General features: G+C 53.1%; 22 protein-coding genes. 21 read left to right on the top strand and 1 reads right to left on the bottom strand.

Features of this window, described 5'->3' with window-relative positions; translation table 11 throughout:
- Window positions 1–94: 94 nt before the first annotated feature.
- The 14 genes from GCWU000342_RS07190 (at window position 95) to pyk (ending at window position 18,694) form a co-directional block, all read left to right on the top strand.
- On the top strand, window positions 95–1,903 hold the full coding sequence (locus GCWU000342_RS07190; RefSeq protein WP_006906703.1) for a glycosyltransferase: 1,809 nt from the start codon (window positions 95–97) through the stop codon (window positions 1,901–1,903).
- Between the two features lie 14 nt (window positions 1,904–1,917).
- A complete protein-coding gene (locus tag GCWU000342_RS07185; protein WP_006906702.1) occupies window positions 1,918–3,006 on the top strand; it encodes an LCP family protein in 1,089 nt (362 codons plus the stop codon).
- On the top strand, window positions 3,006–3,524 hold the full coding sequence (locus GCWU000342_RS07180; RefSeq protein WP_006906701.1) for a GtrA family protein: 519 nt from the start codon (window positions 3,006–3,008) through the stop codon (window positions 3,522–3,524). Before GCWU000342_RS07185 ends, GCWU000342_RS07180 begins: the two co-directional genes overlap by 1 nt.
- Window positions 3,525–3,606: 82 nt before the next feature.
- Window positions 3,607–6,273: a YfhO family protein gene (locus GCWU000342_RS07175; RefSeq protein WP_169304669.1), complete on the top strand. Its 2,667-nt coding sequence runs from the start codon at window positions 3,607–3,609 to the stop codon at window positions 6,271–6,273.
- Window positions 6,239–7,183, top strand: coding sequence for a glycosyltransferase family 2 protein (locus tag GCWU000342_RS07170; RefSeq protein WP_045000867.1), 945 nt, complete (start codon window positions 6,239–6,241; stop codon window positions 7,181–7,183). The genes GCWU000342_RS07175 and GCWU000342_RS07170 overlap by 35 nt, the downstream gene beginning before the upstream one ends.
- 12 nt (window positions 7,184–7,195) lie before the next feature.
- Entirely contained in the window at window positions 7,196–7,972 is a 777-nt protein-coding gene (gene rfbF, locus GCWU000342_RS07165; protein WP_006906698.1) for a glucose-1-phosphate cytidylyltransferase, read from the top strand.
- A 2-nt stretch (window positions 7,973–7,974) separates the two neighbouring features.
- Complete coding sequence (gene rfbG / locus GCWU000342_RS07160; protein WP_045000865.1) at window positions 7,975–9,045, top strand: CDP-glucose 4,6-dehydratase; 1,071 nt, start codon at window positions 7,975–7,977, stop codon at window positions 9,043–9,045.
- Between the two features lie 54 nt (window positions 9,046–9,099).
- On the top strand, window positions 9,100–10,434 hold the full coding sequence (gene rfbH / locus GCWU000342_RS07155; RefSeq protein ID WP_006906696.1) for a lipopolysaccharide biosynthesis protein RfbH: 1,335 nt from the start codon (window positions 9,100–9,102) through the stop codon (window positions 10,432–10,434).
- A 102-nt stretch (window positions 10,435–10,536) separates the two neighbouring features.
- On the top strand, window positions 10,537–12,393 hold the full coding sequence (locus GCWU000342_RS07150) for a thiamine pyrophosphate-binding protein (protein WP_006906695.1): 1,857 nt from the start codon (window positions 10,537–10,539) through the stop codon (window positions 12,391–12,393).
- A gap of 3 nt (window positions 12,394–12,396) precedes the next feature.
- Window positions 12,397–13,308 carry an NAD-dependent epimerase/dehydratase family protein gene (locus tag GCWU000342_RS07145; protein WP_006906694.1) on the top strand — a complete coding sequence of 304 codons (912 nt, stop codon included), beginning with the start codon at window positions 12,397–12,399 and terminating at the stop codon, window positions 13,306–13,308.
- Window positions 13,305–13,847 (top strand): GtrA family protein, encoded by a 543-nt coding sequence (locus GCWU000342_RS07140; protein WP_006906693.1) that lies wholly within the window; start codon window positions 13,305–13,307, stop codon window positions 13,845–13,847. The genes GCWU000342_RS07145 and GCWU000342_RS07140 overlap by 4 nt, the downstream gene beginning before the upstream one ends.
- 220 nt (window positions 13,848–14,067) lie before the next feature.
- The gene (locus GCWU000342_RS07135) at window positions 14,068–15,957 is read left to right on the top strand and encodes a trypsin-like peptidase domain-containing protein (RefSeq protein WP_006906691.1); all 1,890 of its coding nucleotides are present in this window, start codon (window positions 14,068–14,070) and stop codon (window positions 15,955–15,957) included.
- Between the two features lie 241 nt (window positions 15,958–16,198).
- Window positions 16,199–17,131: a carbamate kinase gene (gene arcC / locus GCWU000342_RS07130; RefSeq protein ID WP_045000863.1), complete on the top strand. Its 933-nt coding sequence runs from the start codon at window positions 16,199–16,201 to the stop codon at window positions 17,129–17,131.
- Between the two features lie 120 nt (window positions 17,132–17,251).
- Entirely contained in the window at window positions 17,252–18,694 is a 1,443-nt protein-coding gene (gene pyk / locus GCWU000342_RS07125; protein WP_006906689.1) for a pyruvate kinase, read from the top strand.
- A gap of 142 nt (window positions 18,695–18,836) precedes the next feature.
- Here the strand turns inward: pyk and GCWU000342_RS07120 are convergent, their stop codons facing one another.
- Window positions 18,837–19,223 (bottom strand): metal-dependent transcriptional regulator, encoded by a 387-nt coding sequence (locus GCWU000342_RS07120; RefSeq protein WP_006906688.1) that lies wholly within the window; start codon window positions 19,221–19,223, stop codon window positions 18,837–18,839.
- A gap of 274 nt (window positions 19,224–19,497) precedes the next feature.
- On the opposite strand from GCWU000342_RS07120, the gene GCWU000342_RS07115 reads away from it, so the two are divergent.
- The 7 genes from GCWU000342_RS07115 (at window position 19,498) to GCWU000342_RS10520 (ending at window position 25,561) form a co-directional block, all read left to right on the top strand.
- Window positions 19,498–21,108 (top strand): xylulokinase, encoded by a 1,611-nt coding sequence (locus GCWU000342_RS07115; protein WP_006906687.1) that lies wholly within the window; start codon window positions 19,498–19,500, stop codon window positions 21,106–21,108.
- A gap of 176 nt (window positions 21,109–21,284) precedes the next feature.
- A complete protein-coding gene (locus GCWU000342_RS07110; RefSeq protein ID WP_006906686.1) occupies window positions 21,285–21,980 on the top strand; it encodes an L-ribulose-5-phosphate 4-epimerase in 696 nt (231 codons plus the stop codon).
- A gap of 177 nt (window positions 21,981–22,157) precedes the next feature.
- On the top strand, window positions 22,158–22,412 hold the full coding sequence (locus tag GCWU000342_RS07105; RefSeq protein WP_006906685.1) for a heavy-metal-associated domain-containing protein: 255 nt from the start codon (window positions 22,158–22,160) through the stop codon (window positions 22,410–22,412).
- A 36-nt stretch (window positions 22,413–22,448) separates the two neighbouring features.
- Window positions 22,449–22,646, top strand: coding sequence for a FeoA family protein (locus tag GCWU000342_RS07100; protein WP_330360274.1), 198 nt, complete (start codon window positions 22,449–22,451; stop codon window positions 22,644–22,646).
- Between the two features lie 84 nt (window positions 22,647–22,730).
- On the top strand, window positions 22,731–22,955 hold the full coding sequence (locus GCWU000342_RS07095) for a FeoA family protein (RefSeq protein ID WP_044960070.1): 225 nt from the start codon (window positions 22,731–22,733) through the stop codon (window positions 22,953–22,955).
- 9 nt (window positions 22,956–22,964) lie between these two features.
- Complete coding sequence (gene feoB / locus GCWU000342_RS07090; protein ID WP_006906682.1) at window positions 22,965–25,274, top strand: ferrous iron transport protein B; 2,310 nt, start codon at window positions 22,965–22,967, stop codon at window positions 25,272–25,274.
- 134 nt (window positions 25,275–25,408) lie between these two features.
- The gene (locus GCWU000342_RS10520; protein WP_156784526.1) at window positions 25,409–25,561 is read left to right on the top strand and encodes a FeoB-associated Cys-rich membrane protein; all 153 of its coding nucleotides are present in this window, start codon (window positions 25,409–25,411) and stop codon (window positions 25,559–25,561) included.
- The last annotated feature ends 409 nt before the right edge of the window (window positions 25,562–25,970 follow it).

Genomic DNA, 25,970 nt, shown 5'->3' with positions numbered 1-25,970 from the left:
TTTTTGACAAACTCCGGGGAAAGAAGAAATCGTTTGTGGGGTTTGGGGGATCAGACGGCTATAATAGTCGGGTGCTAGGATTTAGGAGGAACGAATGGATCAGTTATTGCAGAATATCATTTTCCCGCAGAACTCAGAGCTGGAAGGGGATTATAAGCTCTTTTATCTGGGCGGACGCGGTATCTATGAAATGGAACAGAAGAAACTGCATCTTGCGGATTCTACCGTGACTGATTTCTGCAGTTATATGAATTCTTTTTCCCTGATCAAGTGGAAGGAGTATACGGCAGTCGGCTCCGTGCGCCTGACACTCGGTCTGTCCGGGAGGGGGCAGGTGGAACTGGTCGGCTATCACCTGAACGTTCACAGCCCGGTCCGCCGGACCTTCGGTCTCTATGATTTTGATTTCACAGATAAAAAAGAGCTTGAGATCCCTTTCCCGGAGAATGAGGAAATGGTGATCGGCTTTGAGATCCGTGCCATCTCCCATGTGACGGTATATGGCGGCGCCTGGTATGGGACCTATGATCCGAAACAGAAGAAAGACGTTGTCCTTTCCGTTGCGACGACGACAATGAAGAAAGAGGACTTCATTACGCGAAATATGGCTTCCCTGAAGAGGGAGATCTTGGATGCGGATGATGATATGAAGGAACACTTCTATATCCATGTTGTCGACAACGGCCGCACCCTGGACGCAGAAGCCATGAGTTCCTGGCATCTGACCGTCCATCCCAACAAGAACACAGGCGGCTCCGGGGGCTATGCCAGGGGGATGATCGAGGCCATGGAACAGGATCCGCCGGCGACCCACGTCCTCCTCATGGATGACGATGTCACCATTCAGCCGGAGAGTATCCGAAGAACCTATCAATTGCTCTCCTTCCTCAGGGATGAGTATAGGGATTCCTTTATCAGCGGGGCCATGTTGCTCTATGAGGAGATGCGCCTTCAGTACGAGGATGTGGGGGCGATTCGTGACGCGTGCACTCTGACGACACTCAAGGGCATCTTTGATATGACCGAAAAGAGAAACCTCCTGAGAAATGAGGAGGAGCCATGTGGTTACGGCCACCGCTACGCGGGCTGGTGGTATTGCTGTATTCCGACGCATATGATTCGGGAGAAGGGACTCCCCCTGCCTCTTTTTATCCGTTTTGATGATGTGGAATTCGGCCTGCGCTGTAAGCCCAAGTTCGTTACGATGAACGGAATCTGCATCTGGCATATGGGCTTTGCCGGCAAGTATAACCTGGCCATGGACCGCTACCAGATGTGCCGAAATCCGCTGGTCGTAGACGCGGTTGGCTCCATGCCTGGCACGGTGAACGCGCCCGACTATGTCCGCAAGGCCTTTCGGTCTGAGCTTCTTAAGTTCAACTACAATGCCGCAGAGTTGATCCTGCGGGCATTTAAGGACTTCCTCAGGGGGCCGGAGTTCTTCCAGATTGATCAGGGAGAAGAGATTATCAAAGAGAATGTTCAAAAGAACGAGAAGTATCAGCCTATGAATGGCTGGCCTGATATAGAGGTCAATTTCGACGAGATCTTAGAGGATTTTGATCGCAAGCCACTGGAGACATTCTGGTACCGCCTCACCTTCAACGGCCAGAGGCTCTGGCCCTTTCGGGCGCCCAAGAGGGGGATGATTCCCGTCTTCTTCTCCGATGTCTACCAGCCCGGACGCTATGTGGGACATGACGCAATGCTTGCCGTCAACGTTGACAACCGGACGGCGGTGGAGCGACATATGGATAAGGACAAGTACCGCAGCTTGAAGAAGGAGTGGGATCAGGCCTATCGCTATTACCGGAGGAACCGCGCCTCCATTGTGAAGTCTTATCGGGATGCGCAGCCATACTTGGTGTCTGTCGAGTTCTGGAAGAAATATCTTGAGATCTGATTGAGGTGAGAAATATGGCAAAGACCAAGAGCGATCCCGCGGCCCTGATTCGGAGCAGGCGAAGAAAGAGGAAGGTTCTTTTATTTTTTGAAATTGTTTTCTTCCTTCTTTTGATTGTCGGCGCCTATGTTTTTTCCAGAGCCGGCCTGATTAAGTATAAGGATATTAAGACGGAGAAGAACGAGGTCAGTGAACATGTCCAGGAGGCCATGTCCGGCTATACCAATATCGCTCTCTTCGGGGTAGATAATCGGACGGTTGGCAACTATGAGACCGGGAATTCGGACGCGATCCTGATTGCTTCCATCAATAATGGGACCAAGGAAGTCCGGTTGGTATCTATTTACCGTGACACCTACCTGGACGTGAACGGGCAACTCCTCCTGCGCAAGTGCAATTATGCCTACAATCACGGGGGAGTGACCGCCGCGGTCAATATGCTCAACCGCAATCTTGATCTGGAAATCAATGACTATGCGACCGTTGATTTCTACGCCTTGGCCGATGCCGTGGATGCCGTTGGAGGAATCGATGTCAATATTGACAGTAAGATGATGGCACAGGAGATCAATGATCTGCAGGTCGAGATCTTCGAGGTGACGGGAAAGAGGGCAAATGACCTTGGCGTGGGAGAACAGCATGTCAATGGCGCCCAGGCTCTGGCCTATGCCCGTGTCCGCCACCTGGAGGGGGGCGACTATGCCAGAGCCATGCGGCAGCGGGAAGTGGTATCCAAGATGATCGCCAAGGCCAAGACAATGAATGTGGCCCAGTTGGATCATCTGATCACATCGGTATTCCCTCATATCGACACATCTTTGTCTGTGACGGATATGATTTCCATGGCAACAGCCATGAAAGAATATAATTTGGTCGATACAAGCAGTTTTCCCAAGGATTTTGCGACCAGGAACATAGCTAATGGGATCGGATGGGTCGAGATACCGACGACTCTGGAGGTCAATGTCAAGAAGTTGCATGAATACCTTTTTCAGGATCAGGACTACACACCATCCGCGACAGTCTCAAAGATCTCCAAGCAGATCTCCAAGGTAACCGGAACGACGGAGAAGAGCACGCAGAGTCAGGATAATATGTATTGATGGAAGAGGTACAGCAAGCAATTTTTGACCGAGCCGTCCGGAGACTGACATCCTATCGGTGTCTGCGCTGGTTCGCTCCGGTGTACGAGAACCATCGGCAGTTCTGGCTCTATGCCCTTTTTGGCCTGGGGACCATTCTGCTCAGTATCAATCTCTATCTGCTCCTGACAGAGAAAATGGGAATGCCTGTTGTCCTCGCCAATTCCATTTCCTGGATATTTGCGACGGCATTTGCTTTTTTGACCAATCGCCGATGGGTCTTTGTCAATCACAAGTGCGGGATGGGGGCCTTTTTCCACCAGATGCTGTCCTTCTTCACGGGCCGCTTTTTTACCCTGATTTTAGAGGACTGGTTGCTCTATTTTCTGGTGGACGGTCTTGGCCTGTCCAATACCCTGATGAAGTATCTGGCTCAGCTACTGATCATTGCGAGCAACTACTTCATCTCAAAGCTCTTGGTCTTCCGCAGAAGACGGGCCCTGCGGGAACTGATTCGGGAGAAGGCGGGAAAAGGCTAGAAAAAGGTGAGGTCGGCTTTATTGATTCATGGCAATGAAATCCGCATCAAGGACGGATCCCATTACCCAAAAGGGAGGAATTGTGAGCAACAAGCATAGCGACAGGCGCAGATTTTATTTGACCTATCTCATCCTGTTTTTGTTCCTGTACTACATTTGTTTTCAGATTTTTTTCGCCAGGAATGGGAAATCCTATATCTGGTCTGTCGACGGAATGGAGACCCAGTACAATAAGTTTGTCTATTTTGGTCTCCTGGTCAAAAACAGTATCCGTACGCATTCGATTCCCCTATGGGATATGGCGATCGGCTATGGAAGTGATATACGCACTTTTTTGGGGGATTGTCTCTTTGATCCCTTTGTCTGGCTCTTTGCGGTGACCCCATCCGCAGTTTCCGAGCACCTGTTTGATCTGATTGTCATGCTAAAGATCGGTCTGTCCGGGATTGCCTTTGCGACCTGGTGCAGAAGCCGGGGACATCAGAATTATGCGGTACTCCTGGGAGCCCTGATCTACGCTTTCTCCGGCACGGTGATGATCGGCTTTAAGCAGGAAGCGTTTCTGAATATCTTTTATATTTTCCCCTTCTTAATGATCGGCGTGGACCGCATCTGGGAGCACCGGAGCGGGAAACTCTTCATATTTATGCTAGTCTGGTGCTTCTGCAATTCCTATTACTTCAGCCTAATGGCGGTTATTTTTTTGCTGGCGCATGCTCTGATCCGTTTTTTGACGGGACAAAAGCGGTCGCTCAGGGAATTCGGCTATCTGATCGCAAGATTCATGGCCAGCGGTACAATTGCCTTTCTCCTTGCAATCGGGCTGATCCTGCCGGATGTTATGGTGATTCTGCAGACCGACCGTCTGTCCTTTAAGCGGGTCATTCCGACCTTTTATGAGCACTGGTTCAACGGAAACGTTCTGGCCGGAATTATCGGGACCTATGATATGGGGACGGACTGCATTGTGGGCATCTGCAGTGTGGCCCTGGTCCTGCTCATCCTCATGCTGGTCGGAGTCAGAAAGCAGGTGAGGGTCAAGCTGGAGGTCCTCGCCCTGACCGCCTGCCTTTTCATTCCCTATGTCGGCCATGTCCTAAACGGTTTTAACTATTCGACCAATCGCTGGATCTGGGCCTGGCTTTTAGCGGTGACTTATGCGACGGTCCTCGTATTAGAGGGGCTGGAGTCGCTTAGGCTGATACACTATGGGCTGACGGCGGCAGTCCTGCTGGCTTATGCCCTGGTAGTCAAGGAGTACTATCACATCTGGTCCGCTGATTTCAAATGGCCTCTTTTGATTGCGGCAGTTTTCCTGGGGATGCTGATCCTCACAAGGGCGGCATCCCTAAAGAAGGCGAGACAGGTCTTATGTCTGCTCTGCCTGATTGCCTCTCTGTGGACAAGTGCATGCTACTATCTTACCTGGCGCGGAGATCGCTATATCTACCAGGAGCAGAACGCCGGCACTGCTCTGGGGGCGGCGGTATCGGACTCCAAGTCCATGCTGCTGGGGATGCCGGATCTAAAGCAGACAAGATATGAGACTTTTCTGCCAAGACTTCGCAATTCCAGTATGATTACGGGAACGAATGGCTACGACTATTACAACAGCTATTACAATAATGATATCGACAAGTATCACAGCCAGCTTGGCGTGATGACCCCCTATTTTGCGACAGCCTATCTGAATCTGAACAGCCGGTCTGTCTTAGAGCACCTGAATGCGACCAAATACTATATCGCCGAAAAGGGAAAAGAGGGTTGGATTCCTTACGGATATGACAAACTTGTCAAAACGCGGGAGAATATGAGCCTGTACACGACAGACGCGAAGGTGTCCATGATTCACAGCAGCACAAAGGCAATCTCTGAGGCCGACTATCTGAAGATGGACTTGGATGAGCGGGAGCAGGCCCTGGCACAGGCGGTTGTGCTCTCGGATCCGTCTCAGACCCCAAAAAGTGATGTCAAGCTCTATGATACGAAAGTCCCATACGAGATCGGGCAGAAAGACCCGGGTCTGCAGGTCCAGGGGAATCAGTTTTCGGCCTCGAAAGATAAGCAGGCGGTGACCCTGAACTTCCACCGGGAAATTCCGGCGAACGGGGAGCTGCTTGTCGAACTGGATAACCTGCAGAATGTAGGTGATACGCTGGCCTCTTATGATATTCATATGCAGGCCTACCACGGCAATCAGATTGTCGGTGACAGTCTCTTATCCGCGGCGACATACCACAGCCATATGTATGGAAACAAACACAATTGGCTTGCAAATCTCGGCTATATCAATGTTCCGGTCGACCGGCTCAAGATCACCTTCCGAAATGCCGGGACCTACAGTGTTGACCAGCTGAAAATCGTTCACAGGAGCAAGGACACTCTGGATTCCCTCCTAAAAACGATTGATTACAATGCCAAAGATCTGACAATCGACAACAATCGGATTTCAGCTGAGATAGAGCAAAAAGAGGACGGTTACACCATGCTCGCTGTGCCTTATTCCAAAGGATGGAAGGCGCAGATCGACGGACATCCGGCAGAGATTCTCAAGGTCGATAATGCCTTTATGGCAGTTTCCATGCCGGCGGGGACTCATCACCTGTCCCTGTCCTATCAGCCACCCTATGTCAGAGAGGGACTTGCCTTTACGGGAGCCCTTCTCATCCTGATTCTGATTGTCAATGCAGGTCTCGGACGGAGGAAGAGAGCAAATGAAAAAAATATCAATCATGGTTCCGTGCTATAATGAAGAGGAGAATGTGATTCAGATGCATGATGCTCTGACAGAACTCTTTCGCACGAAGCTGGAAGCCTATGACTATGAGTTCCTTTTTATTGATAACAAGTCCACGGACCGGACCAGGGAATTGCTTCGCGGGATCTGCGAGAAGGATCAGAAGACGAAGGCCATCTTCAACATGAAGAATTTCGGACAGTTTAACAGTCCCTACTACGGGATCACCCAGACGAGCGGGGATTGTACCATTCCGGTCTGCTGTGACTTTCAGGATCCCCTGGAATTGATCCCGATGATGATCCAGAAGTGGGAAGAAGGCAACAAGGTTATTTGTATGGTCAAAACTTCCAGTAAGGAGAGCAGCCTGATGTATTTCCTGCGGGGCGTTTACTACAAGCTGATCCACGCCATGAGCAATGTGGATCAGATTCAGCAGTTTACCGGTTTCGGACTCTATGACCGGAGCTTTGTGGAAGTCTTGCGGCAACTTAAGGACCCGACCCCCTTTATTCGTGGAATTGTGGCCGAGTATGCCCCGGACCACCTTGAAATTGCCTATGAGCAACCGCAGCGCAAGGCGGGGCGGACGCACAATAATTTCTTTACCCTTTTTGACGCGGCAATGCTTAGTTTTACCAGTTATACCAAGGGAGGTTTGCGTCTGGCCACATTCGGGGGCTTTGCGATTTCCGCCTTAAGCTTTCTTGTCGCCCTGATATACTTGATCTTAAAGATCCTGTACTGGGATCGATTCGGAGCAGGAAGCGCGCCGATTCTGATCGGTGTATTCTTCTTTGGCGGACTGCAGATGTTTTTTGTGGGATTGCTGGGTGAATATATCATGAGTGTCAATACCAGAGTGATCAACCGGCCTCTGGTGATTGAAGAGGAACGACTGAACTTCAAAGAAGACAAGTAGGAGGAAGGTGCAATGAAAGCGTTAATTCTGGCCGGCGGATTCGGAACGAGGATCTCTGAGGAATCTGTCTACAAACCCAAGCCCATGATTGAAATCGGAGAGAAACCGATTCTCTGGCATATTATGAAACTGTATTCTCATTACGGAGTTCGGGATTTTATTATTCTTGCCGGTTACAAGCAGTATGTGATCAAGGAATATTTCGCGGACTACTTCCTGCATAATTCAGATATTACTTTTGATCTCGCGTCCAATGATATGACGGTTCACAATAACAATTCCGAGAAGTGGAAGGTGACCGTTGTCGATACCGGGTTGAACACCATGACCGGCGGGCGCATCAAGAGGGTGCAGAAATACGTGGGCGATGAACCCTTTATGCTCACCTATGGAGACGCGGTTGCCGATGTCAATCTGGATCAGCTTCTGGCTTTCCACAGGGCAAACGGCAAGTATGCGACGATTACGACAACCTCTCTTGCCCAGCAGAAGGGTGTTTTGGATGTGAGCGAGGAAGGACAGGTTCGTTCCTTCCGCGAGAAGAGCGATGACGACGGGGCAACGATCAATGCCGGCTTCATGGTTCTTGAGCCGGAGATCTTCCGCTATCTGACGGATGATACAACGATCTTCGAGCAGGAGCCAATGCGCAGGCTGGTTGAAGACGGACAGCTGATGGGCTATCGCCATCTGGGTTTCTGGCAGTGCATGGATACGCAGAGGGAGAAGCAGAAGTTGGAAGAGCTGTGGGGGGCGAATGCGGCTCCCTGGAAGGTATGGGAGGATTGAGTATGGGACATTTTGAAGAGCTGAAGGCCTTCTATGCCGGCAAGAGGGTCTTTGTGACCGGCCATACCGGTTTTAAGGGAAGCTGGATGTGTAAGATCCTGTCTATTCTGGGAGCAGAGGTATACGGATATTCCCTGACGCCGCCCTCGGATCCGGCTGCTTTTGACATTATGGGGGTCGAGAAGGAAATTCACTCTACCATAGGGGATATCCGGGATTTTGAGGCTCTGAAGTCCGCCTACAGGCAGGCGAAACCGGACTGTGTATTCCATCTGGCCGCCCAGCCGATTGTCCGCGCATCTTATGATTTGCCGCGCTACACCTATGAGACCAATGTCATGGGAACGGTAAATATCCTGGAGTGCCTGCGCCTGTATCCGGGAGCTGAGAGTTTCTTAAATATCACGACGGATAAGGTCTATGAGAACAATGACCTTGCAGATCACGCCTTTCAGGAGGATGAAAAGCTGGATGGATACGATCCCTATTCGAACTCCAAGAGCTGTTCGGAGATCGTGACGCATTCTTACAAGAAGTCTTTTTTCAGTCACGAGGGAGATATTGCGATTTCCACAGCCAGAGCGGGAAATGTCATCGGAGGCGGCGATTTTGCGGCGGACCGTATCGTGCCGGATTGTGTGCGAAGCACGGTGGAGGGGAAGACGATCGGCATCCGAAACCCCTATTCGACCAGGCCCTTCCAGCATGTACTGGAACCCCTATATGTCTATCTGATGATTGTCATGAAGCAGGCCGAAGATCCTTCGTATGCCGGATATTATAATGTGGGACCGGTTGACGAGGACTGCATTACCGCGGGACAGCTGGCGGATTATTTCGTACAGTTCTGGGGACAGGAGGCCGCCTGGAAGAGTCAGGCAGAACCCGATGCACCCCATGAGGCGAATTTCCTCAAGCTGGACTGCTCCAAACTCAGGCATACCCTGGGCTGGAAGCCGGTATGGAGAGTTGATGAAGCCATCCGACACACGGTAGAGTGGTATCGGGCCTGGCATGAGGGGGCCGATATGGCCGCTCTGACAGAAGAGCAGATTCGCGCCTTTCTTCAATAGGCCGTGGAATATAAGAAATCAGGATGTATTTGATCTGACAGAGGAGGACAAGAAATGGGACAGAATGAAGACCGCCAGCAGATTTTGGATCAGGTGGCAGAGTACGCGAGAAAGTATCATAGTCAGAATCAGACGTTCACCCCCGGGGACCGTATCTCCTACGCTGCCCGGGTCTATGACGAGAGAGAGATGGTGAATCTGGTGGATTCGGCACTTGAGTTCTGGCTGACCTCCGGTCATTGGACAGAGCAGTTCGAGCGCGATTTTGCCAAGTATCTGGGGGTGAAATACGCTTCTCTGGTCAATTCCGGCTCCAGTGCCAATCTGGTGGCCTTCGCAACCCTGACCTCTCCCCTTTTGGGTGAGCGCAGAATTAAGCGGGGAGATGAGATTATCACAGTGGCCGCGGGTTTTCCGACGACTGTGACGCCGATCATTCAGTATGGCTGTATCCCGGTCTTTGTCGATGTTACGATTCCAGGCTATGACATTGATGTCAATATGCTGGAGAGCGCATACTCGGAGAAGACAAAGGCGGTTATGATGGCGCATACGCTGGGCAATCCATTTAATCTGAAGGCTGTCAAGGAATTCTGTGACAGGCACGGCCTGTGGCTGGTGGAAGACAATTGCGATGCCCTGGGAAGCACCTATACGATTGACGGACAGACTAAGCTGACAGGCACCATTGGAGATATCGGAACATCCTCCTTCTATCCGCCCCACCACATGACTATGGGCGAGGGGGGAGCCGTCTATACCGACAACCCGCTCCTGCACAAGATCATTCGCTCCATGAGAGATTGGGGACGGGACTGCATTTGCGCATCCGGTCAGGATAACCGATGTGGGCACCGCTTTACCGGCCAGTATGGCGAGCTTCCTTACGGCTATGATCACAAGTATGTATACTCTCACTTTGGCTATAACCTGAAAGCTACGGATATGCAGGCGGCAATCGGCTGTGCCCAGCTGGAGAAGTTCCCCTCCTTTGTCGAGAGGCGCAAGCAGAACTTCAGAACCCTGTATCATCTGCTGGCAGAAGGCGGCGCGGATGCAAAGCTGATCCTTCCGGTGGCGGAGGAGAATTCAGATCCCAGCTGGTTTGGCTTCCTCTTAACCTGCAAGGAGGGGATCGATTGCAAGAAGATTGTGGATTATGTCGAGGATCACGGCGTGCAGACCCGGCGTCTTTTTGCAGGGAATCTGACCAAGCATCCCTGCTTCGATGAGATGCGCGCATCCGGTCAGGGCTATCGGATTGTCGGTCAGCTGACCAATACAGACCGTATCATGGAGGATAGTTTTTGGGTAGGCGTATATCCGGGCATGACAGATGACAAGCTTGCCTATATGGCTAAGACAATTCTTGAGGCGATTGACCAATAAAAATACGATGTCCCCTGTTGCCTTTTATTGGGGACGGTCTATCGGCAGGGCGGTGTATCCCGCCTGCCGGTCTTGTATTTTACGCATCTAGAGGGAGTGAAAATGAAGCAGAGATTAGCAGATTATGTGGCAGATTACCTGGTGAATTGGGGCATTCGCAATTGCTTTACGGTGACCGGCGGCGGCGCGATGCATTTGAATGATGCCTTTGGGCATCATCCGGGCCTGAAGAGCATTTATAACCACAATGAACAGGGGAGTGCGATTGCCGCAGAAGCCTATGCCAGATGGAATAACAGACCAGCCCTGCTCTGCGTTACCACAGGCCCCGGCGGTACCAATGCGATTACCGGCGTGGTCGGCGGATGGCTGGATTCGATCCCCATGCTTATCATCTCCGGACAGGTGCGTTATGACACGACTGCCAGATATAATGAGCAGTTTACGCAGGGCTATCATCTGCGCGCAGTCGGGGATCAGGAATATGATATTACCAAGTCCGTATCCAACATGTGCAAGTTTGCCAAGATGATAGAGGATCCCAGGACCATCCGCCATGACCTTGAGAGAGCTCTCCACCTTGCAACGACCGGAAGACCGGGACCGGTATGGCTTGATATTCCCGTCAATTATCAGGGGGGAATCATCGAGACGGATGATCTTGTCGCTTACAGCCCGGAGGAGATGGCTGAGGATGACGCGGCGCAGAACCTGCCGTCGCCGGTATCCGCAGAGACCGTGCAGACCGTCTTGGACAAAGTTCGTGCAGCGAAGAGGCCAGTTCTTTATGCGGGCAACGGGATCCGTCTCTCCGGAGGCTATGATGCTTTCCGGGAGGCCGTTGAGAAACTGGGAATTCCGGTTGTCACCTACTGGGATGCGATTGATCTGATTGAGACGGATCATCCGCTCTACTGCGGGCGCGGCGGGAATATGGGAGACCGGGCCGGCAATTTCGCGGTGCAGAATGCAGATCTTGTTCTGGCGGTTGGAAATCGGCTCCCGATTCGTGTTGTGGGCTATAACTGGAAGACCTGGGCAAGAGAAGCAGAAGTCATTATGGTGGATGTGGATCCGGCAGAGCTTCGCAAGCCTACCATTCATGTAGAGATGCCCATTCATGCGGATGCAGGGGATTTCTTTGAGAGAGTCAATGCACTCTGCGAGGGGAATGACAAGCTTGTCAGCGCCGCATCGGACTGGAGACAGATCTGTGAGAACTGGAAGAAGGATTATCCCGTTGTTCTCCCGCGTCACAGAGAAGAGAATGACCGCTTTGCCAATGCCTATGCCGCATTTGACAGCATTAGCTCGAGACTTCCGGAGGGGACTCTTGTGATTACGAGCAACGGTACCTGCTGTGTGGCCGGTCATCAGAGCTGGGTTATCAAGAAGGGAACCCGTTTCTTCAATAACAATGCCATCGCAAGTATGGGATACGGACTTCCGGCAGCCATCGGAGGATGCATGGCTCATGATCAGAAGATGACGATCTGTCTTGAGGGAGACGGCAGTATAATGATGAATCTGCAGGAATTGCAGACGATTTCAACGAATCATTTGCCGATCAAGATCGTCCTGATCAATAATCAGGGGTATCACTCCATCCGGCAGACCCAGAACAACCTCTTCGGGGGAAGACCCAAGGTCGGGATCGGTCCGGAGAGCCATGATCTGTCTTTCCCGGAGTACCGTAAAATCGCGGCAGCTTTCGATATACCCTATGTGGAGGCTCACAGCAATGCCCAGCTTGCAGAAGGCTATGAGAAGATGATGGCTACCGATGGGCCGGTTCTCTTTGAAATCTTTGTATCCACGGAACAGATTTTTGAACCCAAGAGTTCGACGAAGCGCTTGGAAGATGGGACCCTGGTAAGTCCGCCGCTGGAGGATCTCGCGCCCTTCCTTCCGAGAGAAGAATTTTTGAAGAATATGTATATCAAGCCGGTGGAAGAGTAATTTATGGAGTCCAGGGAAAAAATCATCATTAGCGGTGCGACAGGTATGATTGGCAGAGCGATTGTCTGCCGCAAGATCCAGGATGGGGATGAAGTGACCTGTATTGTGCACCGCAACACGAAGAGGCTGTCGAACCTGCCGGACAGTGAGCGCTTGAAGGTGCTGGAGTGCAATCTGGATGAATACGGGTCCCTGTCCCTTGACGAATCCTATGATGTCTTCATTCACCTGGCCTGGGATGCGACAAGCGGGGCGGGCAGAGACGATGCCGATCTGCAGATGCGCAACATTCAATATACGCTTGACGCCGTGCATCTGGCCCATCGGCTGGGCTGCCGCAAGTTCATTGGTGCCGGCTCGCAGGCGGAATACGGAGTACAATCTTCTCCTTTGACGGGAGATCTGGCAGTAAATCCGCAAAGCGGCTATGGGATTGCCAAGTTTGCCTCCGGGAAGCTGGCCATGATGCTCTGCCGGTCTTTGGGCATGGAGTCGAACTGGGTTCGCATTTTGAGTGTCTACGGACCGGGCCAGGGAAAACAGACCCTGATCGCCTACTTGATCGATTGCATTCAGAGCGGGCAGACACCGGATCTGACGCCCTGTGAACAGACCTGGGATTATCTTTACAGCGAGGATGCCGCAGAGGCGATCCTGAGGATTGCAGACAGCGGTGTGAACGGTAAGGTCTATCCGCTGGGAAGTGGTTGCGGCAGGCACCTGGCGGACTATATTCGGGACTTGAGGGATGCGGTCAATCCGAATGTAGAGCTGGGTTTCGGCAGGAAGGAATATTATCCGCATCAGCCCATGTATTTGCTGGCGGATATATCTGAATTGACCCGGGATACAGGCTGGAAACCGGTGACATCTTTTTCGGAGGGGATCCGAAAGACCTTGGAGAAGAGCAGATGAGTTCAGAAAAACAGTCATCGCAAAAAGCGGGCAGGGGCCTCTGGCAGGCCGTTGAAGTTGCTGTGAGATTTGCACTGGGGATACTCTGTCATATCTTTCATCGAGAGCTGAGTGAGAATACGGTCAACACCTGTTTGCAATTTGTAAAGTTTGGCATTGTGGGAGTGAGCAACACCCTCCTGTCTTATCTGCTCTACACGGGGGCGCTGATTCTCTTTCGAATCCTGGGCTGGTTTGGCCGGGCAGATTATTTACTGGCTCAGGTCGTGGCCTTTATCCTCAGTGTGGCCTGGTCCTATTACTGGAACAATAAAATGGTCTTCAAGCTGGGGGAAGGAGAGACGAGATCTGTCTGGAAATCTCTCTTAAAGACCTATATATCGTATTCTTTTACGGGATTGTTTTTGAATACATTTCTTTTGATCCTGTGGGTCAGAATCATAGGGATCTCTGAATTTATCGCTCCCCTGATCAACCTCCTGATCAGCGTACCGCTCAACTTTGTCATTAATAAGTTCTGGGCATTTAAAAAGGAATAGGAGATCTGCGGATGAATTTGCGCGAACAGGCGATCGAGGGGGATTTGTTCAAAATAGGGCATGGAAAGAGGCAGTGCAGGCTGAGTGCCTGCAGGGCCTTTTTATTTTCCTGACAGGAAATGTTATTATTACTTATTTGTTTGAACACGAATAAGACACAAATGATACGTAAGATGAAAAACAGGTAGAAAATATCGTGAGAAAGATGAGGATTTGATCTATGGCTGATATGGAGAGAGAAAACGGAGAGCGCCGGACAGACTGGATCGGCTCTGATGGTCAGGCGCCTGTGTCAGCGCATGAGGAGGACAGCAGTGCGTCAGTGCCGGTGAGAGAGGAGGCGTCGATCCACGAGACTGTTGATCCGCAGTCTGTTGACCCGCAGTTTGTTGATTCGGAGGCGTCCTCTTTCGGACAGGAGGATTTGCAGGCAGGGCAGGTAGAGACAGACGGAACAGGTGTCGAAGGGTCTCAGGAGTCTTATGAGAGTCAAGCCGATATGGGGTCTCAACAGGGAACTTACGAGAGCCAGGCCGATATGGGATCTCAGCAGGGATCTAACGAGGGCCAGGCCGATATGGGGTCTCAGCAGGAATCTTACGGCAGCCAGGCCGATATGGGATCTCAGCAGGGATCTAACGAGGGCCAGGCCGATATGGGGTCTCAGCAGGAATCTTACGGCAGTCAGGCCGATATCGGATCACAGCAGGAGTATGACGAGCAGCCCCGGTATAACTGGCAGCAGGGGCAGGGAAGCTACCGGAGCAGAGAGGCAGACAGGCAGACAGAAGACAGCTACCGCGGGCCCTCCTTTTCCGGAGGCACCGAGGGGATCGGCGCCCGCAATATGCATGCCAGGAGCAAGAAAGAGGGCTTTTGGAGGCGGCTGGTCGCAGCCGCCGTGGTCTTTGGCCTGGTGGCCAGCCTGGTATTCTCCGGGACCAATTATCTGACAGGCAAAATCAGCGGCAAGACGCGGACGGCAGCCAGTGTCAATTCCTCTTCCGGGCCCCTGTCACAGACAGTGGTGACGGATGGAGGAACGACGGACGTGGCTACGATTGCCGCTAATGTCATGCCGGCTATTGTCCAGGTGACCAATGTGTCCATTGAGCAGTATCGGAGCATCTTTGGCCAGAGCCAGAACAAGGAGTCCACCTCCGCCGGCTCAGGGATCATCGTCTCTCAGGATGACGCCTATACCTATATCGCGACCAATAATCACGTCGTCGCCAACAGCAGTGAGCTGACGATTACATTCGTGGACGGCAAAACGGCAGCCGCCCAGGTGGTTGGAGTGGATGCCCAGCACGATCTGGCGGTGGTCAAGGTCAAGACCTCTGACATGGATTCTTCTACTGTGTCCGCGATTAAGATAGCGACGCTCGGGGATTCTGATTCTGCCAAGGTCGGTCAGGCCGCCATTGTCATCGGCAATGCCCTCGGTTACGGCCAGTCTGTGACGACAGGGGTCATTTCGGCCAAGGAGAGAGAGGTTACCTTAAAGGACGACTCTGGGAACAAGATCAGCAATAAGTTGATCCAGACGGACGCGGCGGTCAATCCTGGCAACTCCGGCGGCGCTCTCTTAAACAGCAACGGCCAGGTTATCGGCATTGTGTCCGCCAAGTACTCCGACACTTCCGTTGAGGGAATGGGCTATGCCATCCCGATCTCTCAGGCCAAGACCATCATCGATGACCTGATGCAAAATGGAAGCAAGACCAGCAGCGACTCGTCTAAGGGATCCAATTCCGGAAATTCATCCGGCAACAGCTCAGGGGATTCATCCGCCGGCAGTCTTCCCTCCGGAAGCACTTATCTTGGGATCGCCGGGGCTGACATCAGCTCCAGCCAGGCGTCTCAGTACAATGTACCCGCGGGCATTTATATCTCCAGGGTGAGCGAGGGAAGTCCTGCCCAGCAGGCCGGACTCGCCAAGGGAGACATCATTACCGGGGTGGATGACAGCAGCATAGGGAGTATGCAGGATCTTAAGAGCCTGATCAGCGGCAAAAAGGCCGGCGACCAGATCAAGATTCGCTATGCCTCCCGCGCGGACAACTATAAGAGCAAGACAGTGACAGTGACTCTGGCGACGGTGCAGTAGATGAGCAGCGCGCGCAGGGCCAGCTGACGGCGAAAAAGACAGAAGATCAAGAGATGAAGAGAAGTCCCGATACATGTTCGGCCGGGCCGCCGCGTGTGTCAGGACTTCTTTTTGCCGCACGGAACCGTACTAAGGTATTTTTGCCGCATCGGGCCGCATCGGGGATTTCTTTTTACATAGTAAAAGAGCCCCGGATATGCTATTCTAGGGACAAGTTTTCATGCGAAATGGGAGGTACGCAATGAAGAAAAAGAGAATTGCCATTGCCCTGGGACATGAGGCGCTTGGAACCACTCTGCCGGAGCAGAAGGAGGCGACGGTCAAGACGGCAAGGGCAATCGCCGAGTTCATCGAGAAGGACTATCAGGTGGTGATCACGCACTCCAACGGTCCTCAGGTTGGCATGATTCACGCGGCCATGAATGAGTTCTCCAAGAATCACAGCGAGTATACCTCCACGCCCATGTCTGTTGCCTCCGCCATGAGCCAGGGTTATATCGGCTTCGATCTGCAGAATGCCATCCGGGGCGAACTGAATCGCAGGGGTATTTATAAGAATGTCGTCACGCTTCTGACGCAGATGACGGTGGATCCCTATGATGAGGCCTTCTACCATCCCAGCAAGGTGATCGGCCGCGTCCTGAATGAGGAAGAGGCCAGGGCACAGGAGAAGAAGGGCAATCATATTGTGGCGGTTGACGGCGGATATCGCCGCATTGTGGCAACGCCGAGGCCCATAGATATTGTGGAGGCAGACGCTATCAACGCGCTTCTGGAGGCGGATCAGCTCGTGATTGCCTGCGGCGGCGGCGGAATCCCGGTTTTGGAGCAAGGGCAGGACCTCAAGGGAGCCTCTGCTGTCATTGAGAAGGATACCGCGGCGGGACTTTTGGCGCAGACGGTAGACGCGGATATGCTGGTGATTCTGACCTCTGTCGACAAGGTCTGTCTTCATTTCGGAACAGAGCAGGAGCAGGCGCTGGATTATCTCAGCGTTGAGGACGCCGCGAGATATGCGGACCAGGGGATGTTCGGCGCGGACGATATGCTCCCTAAGATCCGGGCTGCCATTGAGTTTATCGGGGATTCCGCCATTCGCAAGGTTTTGATCACGCGGCTGAAGGGTCAGGAGAAGACCATCGCGGGACAGAGAGGGACGATGATCGGAAAGTGATTGCCCATGAGGATTCACGCGCGTCAAGGCAATCGTTGACCAAAAAGCGATCGTCGCCATGAGGGCGTGAGGATCTACGCGCGTCAGGGCAATAGAGAATAGAGAGAAGGAGAATTTTTCATGGATTACAAGCGCAAGACGAAAATCATCTGTACCATGGGACCATCCACTGACAGGGATGGGGTGATGGAGGAACTGGTCAGGGCCGGTATGAACGTCGCCCGCTTTAATTTCTCCCATGGAGATCACGAGGAGCAGCTGGGACGTCTGGTCAAGCTTCGTGAGATCAGGCACAGGCTGCACCTGCCCGTTGCGGCCCTGCTGGATACCAAGGGGCCGGAGATTCGTCTTCGGGACTTCAGAGACCGGAAGGTGATGCTCGAGGATGGCCAGACCTTTACGCTTACGACCCGCCAGGTTGAGGGAACGAATGAGATTGTCACGGTTTCCTATCGGGATCTGCCCAAAGATGTCGAGGTCGGGTCCCATATCCTGATCGATGATGGCCTGGTGGAACTTGAGGTTACCGGGCTGACCGATACCGATATTACCTGCAGAGTCTTAAACGGCGGACCGGTGTCGAATCGGAAGGGGGTCAATGTTCCCAATGTGGACCTGACCATGGATTATCTGTCAGAGCAGGACAGATCCGATCTGATCTTTGGCTGCCAGGAGGGCTTCGATTTTATTGCGGCTTCCTTTACCCGCACAGCGGAAGACATCCTGGAGATCAAGAAGATCCTTCATGAGCATGGGGGAGACAATATCAAGATTATTGCGAAGATTGAATCCAACCAGGGCGTTTCCAATATCGACGCGATTATTGACGCCTGTGACGGTATTATGGTGGCCCGTGGAGACATGGGTGTTGAGATCCCCCTGGAGGATGTCCCGATCCTTCAGAAGGAGATTATCAAGAAGACCCTCTTCAAGGGGAAGTTGGTTGTCACGGCAACGCAGATGCTGGACTCCATGATTACTCATCCGAGACCGACCAGGGCCGAGGCGGGAGATGTGGCCAATGCCGTATTTGACGGGACATCGGCTGTGATGCTCTCCGGTGAGACAGCAGCCGGTAACTATCCGGTCCAGGCAGTGAAAACCATGGCCCGGATCTGTGTGCGCACGGAACAAGATATCAATTACAAGGCCCGTCTGAAAGAGCGCGGCGTATCAGCGATCGAGGCTAAGGAAGAGGACGGGGTCGCCCTGTCGATTGCCCATACGGCCTGCACGCTGGCCGCTGATATCGACGCTGTAGCCATCATCAATGTGACGAAATCCGGTCATTCCTGCACACAGATTTCCAAATTCCGTCCGGCCAATCCGATTATTGCCTGCTGTACCGATAAGCAGGTCATGAGACAGATGAACCTCTACTGGGGCGTGACACCTGTCATGATTGAGACCGAGAGCGATATTGACAGACTGCTTGATGATGCCGTCGAGGCTGCGGTCCGGGCGAATTTGATGGAGAAGGATCAGCTGGCGGTTGTTACCGCGGGCCTTCCCCTGGCTGTCGAGGGCAAGACCAATCTGCTTAAGGTACACCAGGCCAGATAAATTTTGCCTGATTATGTATCTGTTCTGAAAACTTCTGTAATATGCAATCGATATTGAGAAGGCCCCTGCGATCGCAGGGGCCTTCTCAAATATTCCGTCTGACAAAGACGCTGTCCTATGAACAGCTTTTATCCCGGGAATCTTATTTCCCGACTTCTATTTCCGCGGATGTGCCGAAGTGTTCCTTGAGAGCCTTGAAGGTGTCAGCGGAGATATAGTGCTCCATGCGGCAGGCGTCTCGAACGGCGATCTCCTCCGGGACGCCGATGCTCTCGAAGAAGGCGGAGAGAAACTTGTGGCGCTCATACATCTCGACGGCGACCTGGCGGCCGGCCTCAGTCAGGCTGATATGCTTGTGTTCATCCATGCTGACGTAACCGTTCTCTCTGAGCTGCTTCATGAAGACGGAGACGGTTGCTCTGGCATATCCGAAATAGGCGCAGATGTCAGTGGCGCGGACATAGTCCTGCTTCTGGGAGAGGATGAGAATGGATTCTAAGTAATCCTGGGCCGATTCCTGCATTTTCATAAGCACACCCCTTGTGGTTGCAAAATAAGCTTGCACAAAAAAGATTTTATACAACTGATATGATAAGACTCTCAGAGAGGAAAAGCAAGCGCTAACCTGATTCCCGATTGTATCAGCAGGCGAAAAGCTGATTCCCGATTGAAGAATGCCCGTCAAGCTGATAGGATAGAGAAAACGTGCACGTGCACACAAACCGAAAGACAGTGATAATTGATAGAGGAAAGCATAAGGCGGAGGAAAGACGGAAAATCTCCCGCGGAAAAAAGGAGGAACTATGGGGGCGAAAGAGACAATTGCAGAGGGAAAAGCAGTACTGGGAATCGAATTCGGTTCCACCAGAATCAAGGCGGTTCTGATCGACGAGAGTCACCGGCCGATCGCCGGGGGAGACTACACCTGGGAGAATCGACTGGAGAATGGCATTTGGACCTATCATCTGGAGGACGTCTGGAAGGGCCTGGCTGCTTGCTATGCCTCCATGAAGAGGGATGTCTTCGATCGCTATGGGGTAAAGCTGTCCAAGCTGGCAGCGCTCGGAGTCAGCGGGATGATGCATGGCTACCTGGCCTTTGACCGGGACAAAAATCTGCTGGTTCCCTTCCGAACCTGGCGCAACACGATGACAGAGAGGGCGTCGGACCGGCTCACAGAACTCTTTTCCTATCATATTCCCCAGCGCTGGAGCGTCGCCCACCTCTACCAGGCCGTCCTGAATGGGGAAGAGCATGTGGCCAGGATTGATTTTCTGACAACGCTGGCGGGCTATGTGCACTGGAAGCTGACCGGGGAAAAGGTGCTGGGAATCGGAGATGCCTCCGGCATGTTCCCGATTGACGAGAAGACCCGGAATTATCGGGCGGATCACATTGCCAGTTTCCAGGTGGATCCTGTCATTGCCGGTCTGAACCTGGACCTGATGAAGATTCTGCCGAAGCCCCTGTCGGCCGGACAGAGGGCGGGCTACCTGACAGAGGACGGGGCCAGATGTCTGGATCCCGAGGGGGATCTGATCCCCGGAATTCCGCTCTGCCCGCCGGAGGGAGACGCGGGAACAGGTATGGTCGCGACTAATAGCGTGGCCGCGGGCAGCGGGAACGTGTCCGCAGGGACCTCTATTTTCGCGATGATCGTCATGGATCACTTCTTTTCCCATATCCACCGTGAGCTGGACCTGCTGACGACAGCGGACGGAAAGCCCGTCGCCATGGCCCACTGCAACAACGGCACCAGTGACCTCAATGCCTGGGTTCAGCTCTTTGCGGACTATAATCGACTGGCCGGAATAGAGATGGATATGGACAGTCTCTACGGCAAGCTATATGAAGAGGCTCTGGCCGGAGAGGCGGATTGCGGAGGCCTGATCTCCTACAATTATTTGTCCGGGGAACATGTGACCGGCTGCTCTCTTGGCCGTCCCATGCAGGTCAGACGACCGGAAGACCATTTCACACTGGCGAATTTCATGCGATCCAACCTCTATTCCTCCATGGCTACGCTCAAAATCGGCATGGACATCCTGCTCAAGGAAGAGGGCGTGCCGCTGGAGCGCATGTACGCGCACGGAGGCCTCTTCAAGACCAGAGGAGTAGGACAGCGCTTCATGGCGGCCGCTCTGAACACCCCTGTCTCACTTCTGGCGACGGCCTCTGAGGGAGGCTCCTGGGGAATCGCCGTTTTAGCGGCATACATGCTGACGGAATCAATGGCTCGGCCGGATCTGGCGACCTATCTGAAGAAGGAGGTCTTCTGTCGGATGGAGACGAAGACTATGACGCCGGATCCTGAGGATGTCGAGGGCTTTGAGCGCTACATGCAAGACTATCGGGAGGGACTTGCGCTTGAGCGGCTCGCCGGAGAACGCTTACAGAGCAGAAGGCAGGATTAGACTCTTCAGAACAGGCGGCCCTTGTGAGCCGACAGGAGCGGGTCAAAGCCGGTCTAAGGCGACTCTTTGAGTGCGGGCAGGCTTATTCAAATAAGAAGGATGGCAGGCAGTGAACAGAAGCGGACAGGGTCTGTCCACACAAAGATAAGGTAGAGAGACAAAAGAAGGAGAAGGATATGCTGGAAGAATTGCGGATGGAAGTCTACCGGGCCAATATGGAGCTGCCCGCGCGCGGGCTGGTGACCTATACCTGGGGCAATGTCTCGGGGATTGACCGGAAACGCGGCTTGATTGTCATCAAGCCGAGCGGCCTTAACTATGAGGATCTGACCCCGGAGAAGCTGGTCGTTTTAGACCTTAAGGGCAGACAGGTAGAGGGAGATCTGCGCCCCTCTTCGGATACGGCAACGCATCTGCGGCTCTACCGGGCCTGGCCCCAAATCGGGGGCATTGTTCACACCCATTCTTCCATGGCGGCTTCCTGGGCTCAGGCGAGACGGGATATCCCTCTCTACGGGACGACGCACGCGGACTATTTCTACGGTCCCGTTCCCTGCACCAGAGATCTGACGCCGCAGGAGATAGAAACGGCCTATGAGGAGGAGACGGGCAATGTCATCCTGGAGACCTTCGACGAGCGGGGACTGAATCCGGTCTTCACGCCGGCGGTTCTCTGCGCCAGCCACGGACCCTTTTGCTGGGGGAAGGATGCCGCTCAGGCGGTTTACCATGCCGTCGTTCTGGAGGAGCTGGCTCGAATGGCCTGTCAGACAGAGCAAATCAATCCACAGGCCAGACCGGCTCAGGACGCCATCCGCGACAAGCATTTCTATCGCAAGCATGGGGCCCATGCCTACTATGGGCAGGGCTAATGCGGTCGGCCAAGCGCGTTTTGAGGAAGGATATGAGAATTTTTGCAGAAGCATTTGAGAATAGAGGTAATTTTTTGTTGAAAATCGCCTGTTAGGCTAGGCAAATCTGTGCAATTTGACTATGGAAGTAAGGGTACCCTTACAATATACTATTACTGGTTAGAAAGGACTAACTGGATGTATCAGACGAAAGCCAAAATTGAAGGTATGATGTGCAACATGTGCGAGACGCATATCGCCGAAGCAATCCGCAAGGCCGTCCCATCGGCGAAGAAGGTGAAGGCGGACCGCAGGAAGAAGCAGGCTACCTTCCTCACAGAGGAGAAGGTGGATCTGGACGCTCTTGAGGCGGCGATTCAGGAGACCGGGTATGACTACCTGGGTGCTGAGTGCCTTCCCTGCCAGAAGAAGGGGCTGTTCGGACGCTTCTGAGAGAGAATCGAGGTGATGTTGATGATGCCGCTTTCCATGGCAGATCAGGGCAGCAAGAATACGATCATTAAAATCAACGGGCGCGACAGTGTGCGCAACCACCTGTCCGAGCTGGGCTTCGTCCCCGGCGAAGAGGTCATGGTGGTCAGTGATAACGGAAGCAACTTGATTGTACAGATCAAGTCCTCTCGCGTTGCGATTGATGCAGGTATGGCGAACCGGATTATGGTATAGAGAGAGTCCGGACACCGAGCAGTATGGTTTGGCAATGCCTGAGGCAAGAGCAGCAGGCATTTTATTGTGCAGAAAGAGGAGAATATGAAAGTACTCAAAGATGTTAAGGTTGGGGAAAAGGCGACGGTCAGACGTCTGCACGGAGAGGGCCCGACCAAGCGCCGTATCATGGATATGGGGATCACTAAGGGAGTAGAAATTCTGGTTCGCAAGGTGGCTCCCCTGGGCGATCCCATGGAGTTGAATGTGCGCGGTTATGAGCTCTCCATCCGCAAGGCGGACGCAGAGATGATTGAAGTAGAAGAGTAGGAGGCAAGTGTGAGTATCAAAATTGCTCTGGCAGGTAACCCCAACTGCGGTAAAACGACGTTGTTTAATAACCTGACTGGCGCCAGACAGTATGTCGGTAACTGGCCCGGTGTTACGGTTGAGAAGAAGGAAGGTAAACTCAAGGGTCACAATGATGTGACGATCCAGGATTTACCGGGTATCTATTCTCTCTCTCCCTACACTCTGGAGGAGGTCGTCTCCAGACAGTATCTGGTAGAGGAGAAACCGGATGTTATTTTAAACATCGTCGACGGAACCAATATTGAGCGTAACCTCTATCTGACAACCCAGCTGATGGAGCTGGGGACTCCTGTGGTTTTAGCAGTGAACATGATGGATCTGGTTCGGAAGAACGGAGACTCCATCGACGTCAAGAAACTGGCTGTGGAGCTGGGGGTCCCGACAATCGAGATCTCCGCGCTCAAGAATGAGTCCACCACGCAGGCGGCGGAGCTGGCGGTAAAGGCTGCCAAGTCCAAGCAGGGGGTCGTCGCTCCGGCCATCTTCAGCGGAGAGGACCAGGTTGCGATTGACAAGATCGAGAACCTGATCGCGGGCAAGGTCGACGCCAGGTTCGCGCACTGGTACGCCATCAAGCTCTTTGAGAGAGACTCCAAGATGATGGAGTCAGGCCGCTTTAAGGACGTCGAGAGCCAGATTGAGGACATCGTCTCCGCCTGTGAGGATCACTACGACGACGACTCCGAGTCGATTGTGACCAATGCCCGCTATGAGTATATTGCAAAGATTATCTCCTCCGCGGTCAAGAAGAAGGCGGGCAAGCACGCCATGACCATATCCGACCGGATCGACCGCATTGTCACCAACCGCTGGCTGGGCCTGCCGATTTTCGTTGTTATCATGGCCTTCGTCTATGCCGTTTCCATGGGCGGCGCCAACGGGGACTTCGGCAGTCATATCGGAATCGGAACCATCGCGACCAACTGGATCAACGAGGAACTCTTCGCCAAGCTGGTTCCGGCCTGGATGGATATGCTCCTCTTAGGTGTCCTGCACCTTAAGGAGGGAGGAATTATCTACTCTTTGATTCAGAGCGGAATTATCCCGGGTGTCGGGTCTGTGCTGGGCTTCGTTCCCCAGATCGTCGTTATGTTCCTCTGCCTGGCGATTCTGGAGGACATCGGATATATGGCCCGTGTCGCCTTTGTCATGGATCGTATCTTCCGCCAGTTCGGCCTGTCCGGCAAGTCCTTCATTCCGGTTTTAGTCGGCGTCGGCTGCGGCGTTCCCGGAATCATGGCAACTCGTACCATTGAGAATAACCGTGACCGCCGTCTGACGGTTATGATTACCACCTTTATCCCCTGCGGCGCCAAGATGCCCATCATCGGCCTGATCGCCGGAGCGATCTTCGGAGGCAACTCCCTGATCGCCGTGTCCGCTTACTTTATCGGAATGGCTTCCATTGTTCTCTCAGGAATTATTCTGAAGAAATTCAAGGCCTTCGCGGGAGAGCCGGCTCCCTTCGTTATGGAGCTGCCCGCCTATCATGTGCCCTCCGTGGGCAATGTCGCCCGCGCCACCTGGGAGAGAGGCTTCTCCTTCGTAAAGCGCGCCGGTTCCATGATTATTCTCGCGACCATGATCATCTGGTTCGCCTCCAACTTCGGCTTCATTGAAGGGAAGTTCTCCTATCTGCAGGATGACAACTGGGACAACGCGGTCGAGGAGAATCCGCAGATCGTCACTGATCTGGCGGAGAAGATGAATGTGGATGAGGATGAGGTCTCCTATATGGACTCCTCCATTCTGGCTACCGTCGCCCAGCCCATTTCTACCATCTTCAGACCCAATGGCTTCGGCTCCTGGAGACCGACCGTCGCGTCTGTGACCGGACTTCTGGCCAAGGAGAATGTAGTCGGCACCTTCGGCGTTCTCTATAACTATCAGGGAGATGATGATCTGGAGGACGACGGTGAGCAGATCTGGGACAATGTGGCCAAGGACTACACCCCCATTTCCGCCTATGCCTTCATGTGCTTCAACCTGCTCTGCGCCCCCTGCTTTGCCGCTATGGGCGCCATCCGCAGAGAGATGAACAACCGCAAGTGGTTCTGGGCCGCAGTCGGCTGGATGTGCGCTTGGGCCTATGTTGTGTCACTGATCGTCTATCGTGTCATCGGTCTGGCCTTCGGCGTACCCTTCACCGCCGCGTCTGTTTTGGGCTTCATCCTCCTGGCAGGCGTTCTCTACCTGCTCTTCCGCAAGGGCTATGTACCTGAGGAGACAGTGAGAGGCGAGACCTCTGTTGAGGCTTTGGAGAAGAATAAGCAGTAATGAATTTCTCATTGCCGTAAATGCAAATCAATGCGTGCAGATCTGTCTTTGATCTGCGCGCATTTGAAAAATATCAGTGTTATTATTGTCGTCAGAGTTCCTTCGCCAAGGGATCTGATGAGAAAGGAGCAAATATGCCTACGATTGTTGGAAGTATCATTGCGATTGTTGCCATTGTGGCACTGGTGATCGGCTGTGTTCATGTGATCCGTCATTCCGGAGGCTGCATCGGCTGCAGCGGAAACTGCGCAGATGGATCCTGCTGTACCGAGGAGAAGAAGGGCTGATATTCCAGGCAGGAGAGCGGATATTGATTTTGTGCTCCTGGAGTAAAGGGAATCAGATCTGTGCCCGTGGGCACTTATCTGTCACGGATGATAGGGCACGGTCGGCGCTTCATGCCGGCTGTGCTCTTTTACGTTGCTTTTGCCTTGCCTGATTTTTGCCTGTCTGGGCGGATCTGTAACCCGGACGGGCGGGCAGGCTTGAGCGGCAGGCTTGGGTGCCCGTCCGGTGTGGGTTTGAGTGCCTGTCCGGCACGTTGACAAGCCCCCCGGATCCGCTTAAAATGACTAGAGATTACGGCTTTGGCGCAGGAAACAGAGAGTAGAGCCAATCGGAAGGAAGAGGCATGACGAGGCTGTGAAATGCCATGCTGGTCGCCATATATCGCGCGGGAACAGGAATGTCATCGCG

Origin of the sequence: Shuttleworthella satelles DSM 14600 (assembly GCF_000160115.1) — a bacterium.
Taxonomy (GTDB): domain Bacteria; phylum Bacillota; class Clostridia; order Lachnospirales; family Lachnospiraceae; genus Shuttleworthia; species Shuttleworthia satelles.
Note: the sequence above shows the minus strand (reverse complement) of the source record. Positions and strands in the feature narration are given on the sequence as shown.